The organism is Mesorhizobium sp. M4A.F.Ca.ET.020.02.1.1, assembly GCF_004022645.1.
In the GTDB taxonomy this organism is placed as follows: Bacteria; Pseudomonadota; Alphaproteobacteria; order Rhizobiales; family Rhizobiaceae; genus Mesorhizobium.
This window is the reverse complement of record NZ_RZOI01000645.1, coordinates 1-3,464: the sequence shown is the minus strand read 5'-3', so window position 1 is coordinate 3,464 and position 3,464 is coordinate 1. Positions and strand designations below refer to the sequence as shown.

At 64.5% G+C, this 3,464-nt stretch carries 3 protein-coding genes and 1 pseudogene; 2 read left to right on the top strand and 2 right to left on the bottom strand.

Going from position 1 to position 3,464, the window contains the following annotated elements; all coding sequences use genetic code 11:
- Both EN742_RS28505 and EN742_RS28500 read left to right on the top strand, forming a co-directional pair.
- On the top strand, positions 1 to 476 hold a 476-nt coding region (locus EN742_RS28505), incomplete at its 5' end, for an SDR family oxidoreductase (protein ID WP_128333543.1).
- A 194-nt stretch (positions 477 to 670) separates the two neighbouring features.
- A complete protein-coding gene (locus EN742_RS28500; protein ID WP_127405348.1) occupies positions 671 to 1,516 on the top strand; it encodes a fumarylacetoacetate hydrolase family protein in 846 nt (281 codons plus the stop codon).
- Positions 1,517 to 1,715: 199 nt separating this feature from the next.
- Here the strand turns inward: EN742_RS28500 and EN742_RS28495 are convergent, their stop codons facing one another.
- Entirely contained in the window at positions 1,716 to 2,714 is a 999-nt protein-coding gene (locus EN742_RS28495) for an ABC transporter ATP-binding protein (RefSeq protein ID WP_127405347.1), read from the bottom strand.
- A gap of 226 nt (positions 2,715 to 2,940) precedes the next feature.
- Positions 2,941 to 3,464, bottom strand: a pseudogene (locus tag EN742_RS28485) (gfo/Idh/MocA family oxidoreductase); the annotation flags it as partial.

The window sequence follows — 3,464 nt, the reverse complement described above, 5'->3', positions numbered from 1 at the left end:
ATGCGGGCTCGATCCTCGAGATGAAGGACGCCGACCTCGACTTCGCCTTCAACCTCAATGTGCGCGCGATGATCCGCACCATCCGCGCCGTGCTGCCGGGCATGCTGGAGCGCGGCGACGGATCGATCATCAACATGTCTTCGGTCGCCGGCGCCGGCAAGGGCGTGCCCAACCGTTTCGCCTATGGTGTCACCAAGGCCGCCGTCATCGGCCTGACTAAGGCGATCGCTGCCGACTATGTCGCCAAGGGCATTCGCTGCAATGCCATCTGCCCGGGCACGGTCGAGAGCCCATCGCTGCAGGACCGCATGCATGCGCAGGGGGATTACGAAGCGGCCCGCGCCGCCTTCATCGCCCGCCAGCCGATGGGACGCCTCGGCACGCCCGAGGAAATCGCCGATCTCGCCGTCTATCTGGCCGGCGCCACCTATACGTCAGGGCAGGCCTACAATATCGACGGCGGCTGGTCGATCTGACCTCGGTCCGGAACGGTCCGGATCGGTCCGGATCGAGAAGTCTGAAAATCCCGCGCGCCGGCTGCCAGAAGCGGCGTCCGTGCTTGCCCGGGACCGGCGCGATGGGTACGGTCCGCCCGGTTTCCGCAAGGGAGCCGTCGCCTCGGCGGAGAGTTTGCAAACGGCCACGGGCCGCAAGTAGGAGAAAAATCCAGATGAAACTGCTGCGCTATGGCGAGGTGGGGAGCGAACGTCCCGGCCTGCTCGATGCGGATGGGACGATCCGCGACCTCTCGGCCCATGTCGCCGACATTGGCGGCACGGCGCTTCATCCGGAATCGCTGGTTAAGCTGTCGAAGCTCGATGCGAAATCGCTGCCGGCGGTTTCCGGCAAGCCGCGCATAGGCGCCTGCGTTGCCGGCACCGGCAAGTTCATCTGCATCGGCCTCAACTATTCCGATCATGCCGCCGAGACCGGCGCCACAGTGCCGCCGGAGCCGATCATCTTCATGAAGGCGAGCTCGGCGATTGTCGGGCCAGACGACGATGTGCTGATCCCGCGCGGCTCGGTCAAGACCGACTGGGAGGTCGAGCTCGGCGTCGTCATCGGCAAGACCGCGAAATATGTCTCGGAAGCCGAGGCTCTGGATTATGTTGCCGGCTACTGCGTCTCGCACGACGTGTCAGAGCGCGCCTTCCAGGCCGAGCGCCAGGGCCAGTGGACCAAGGGCAAGAGCTGCGACACGTTCGGCCCGATCGGCCCCTGGCTGGTCACCAAGGACGAGGTGGCCGACCCACAGAACATCAAGATGTGGCTAACCGTCAACGGCAAGACGATGCAGAACGGCTCGACCAAGACCATGGTCTACGGCGTCGCCTATCTGGTCTCCTATCTCAGCCAGTTCATGTCGCTGCATCCGGGCGACATCATCTCCACCGGCACGCCGCCCGGCGTCGGGCTCGGCATGAAGCCGCCGGTGTTTTTGAAGGCCGGCGACGTGGTCGAACTCGGCATTGAGGGCATGGGCCAGCAGAAGCAGACGTTCAAGGCGGACGCGTAAGGCGCGACCTTGCCTTCTCCCCTTGCGGGAGAAGGTGGCCGCAAAGCGGCCGGATGAGGGGTGTGACGGATCTCGGCGCTGCCAAGCGCCCGGGATGCCTTCAATCCTAGAGGGCGCACTCCGCTGGAACACCCCTCCTCCGTCTCGGCGCTACGCGCCGATCCACCTTCTCCCACAAGGGGAGAAGGCGAGGTCGCGCCTACTTCAACACTCTCCCATCCGCTCCAAACCGATACGTCTTCGCCGGATCCGGCGTCGCATAGAGCGTCGAGCCCGGCTCGGCGTTGTAGACCCCGAAGATGCGCACGGTGAGCAGCCCGGCCTTCTCGCAGTCGAGATAGAGGTTGGTGTCGGCGCCGAGATGCTCGGCGTGCACCACCGTGCCCTTCCAGGCGCCTGATGTCGTGTCGACGGTCAGGTGCTCGGGCCGTACGCCGACGGTCTTCGCCGTCTCGCCGAGCCTGGCGCCGTCGATGAAGTTCATCTTCGGCGAACCGATGAAGCCGGCGACGAATTCATTCGCCGGCGAATTGTAGAGCTCCATCGGGCCGCCGATCTGCTCGATGCGGCCGGCGTTGAGCACTACGATCTTGTCGGCCAGCGTCATCGCCTCGACCTGGTCGTGGGTGACGTAGATCATCGTCGCCTTCAGACGGCGATGCAGCTGCGCGATCTCCAGCCTGGTGTTGACGCGAAGCGCTGCATCGAGGTTCGACAACGGCTCGTCGAAGAGGAACAGCTTAGGCTCGCGCACCACGGCGCGGCCGATGGCGACGCGCTGGCGCTGGCCGCCCGAAAGTTCGGCCGGACGCCGCTCAAGATAGGGCTCCAGAGACAGCATCGAGGACGCGACGCCGATGCGGCGGTCGATCTCGGCCGCCGGGGTGCCGGCCTGCTTGAGGCCGAGGCCCATATTGTTCTTCACCGTCAGATGCGGATAGAGCGCATAGGTCTGGAACACCATGGCGATGCCGCGCTTGGCGGGCGGCGTGACGGAGACGTCCTGGCCGTCGATCACAACCCGGCCCGAGGTCGAATCCTCAAGCCCAGCAATGACCCTCAGCAGCGTCGACTTTCCGCAGCCGGAAGGGCCGACGAAGACGACGAACTCACCGTCATTGACCTCTAGGTCGATGCCTTTCAGCACTTCGACCGGCCCGAAAGCCTTTTTCACTTTCTCGATGTTCAGCGAACCCACGGCGGACCTCCAAATTTATGCGTGGGCGCCAAGGCACCCCCCTCTGTCCTGCCGGACATCTCCCCCTCAAGGGGGGAGATTGGCAGCTTCGTCCAAGGCATCCGCCTTGCAACGTTGGTGATTGGCGAAAGTAGATGCGATAGTCGATCTCCCCCCTTGAGGGGGAGATGGCCGGCAGGCCAGAGGGGGGCAGTGCCGCGCCTGACCCTCGATAGCGATGCGAATGTCAAAGCCGCACCGCCTTCCCGCTGCGCACGCTCTCGTCGGCGGCGAGGCAGACGGCGAGCGACTTGACCGCGTCGTCCATGTGCCTGGTGAGGTCGATGTCCTCGCGGATTGCCTTGAGCAGGAAGGCCTGCTCGAGGTCGCAAAGCTCCTGGTGGCCGGGCTCGCCTGCCATCGAGAGCAATTCATCCTGTTTGGCGAATCTGCCGTCCGCCCCGGTCGCGGCGCTGTGCAAGCGGATGGTCGAGGTCTTGGTGTGGGTGTCGATGTCGTCGGATTTGATACCTTCCTTCATGACGATCGACACGCAGCCCTTGGGCGAGATGACGTCCTTCACGAAGAAGGCGGTCTCCGAGATCATCGGACCCCAGCCGGCCTCATACCAGCCGACCGAGCCGTCCTCGAACAGCACCTGCAAGTGGCCGTAATTGTACATCGAAGGCGCGACCTCGTCGGTCAGCCTGACCCCCATGCCGCGCACCTCGACCGGATTGGCATCGGTGATCTGCAGCATGACGTCGAGAT

Bases quoted from the DNA above. Each gene is read 5' to 3' on its own strand.
- EN742_RS28500 (WP_127405348.1), top strand. From the start codon at position 671: ATGAAACTGCTGCGCTATGGCGAGGTGGGGAGCGAACGTCCCGGCCTG.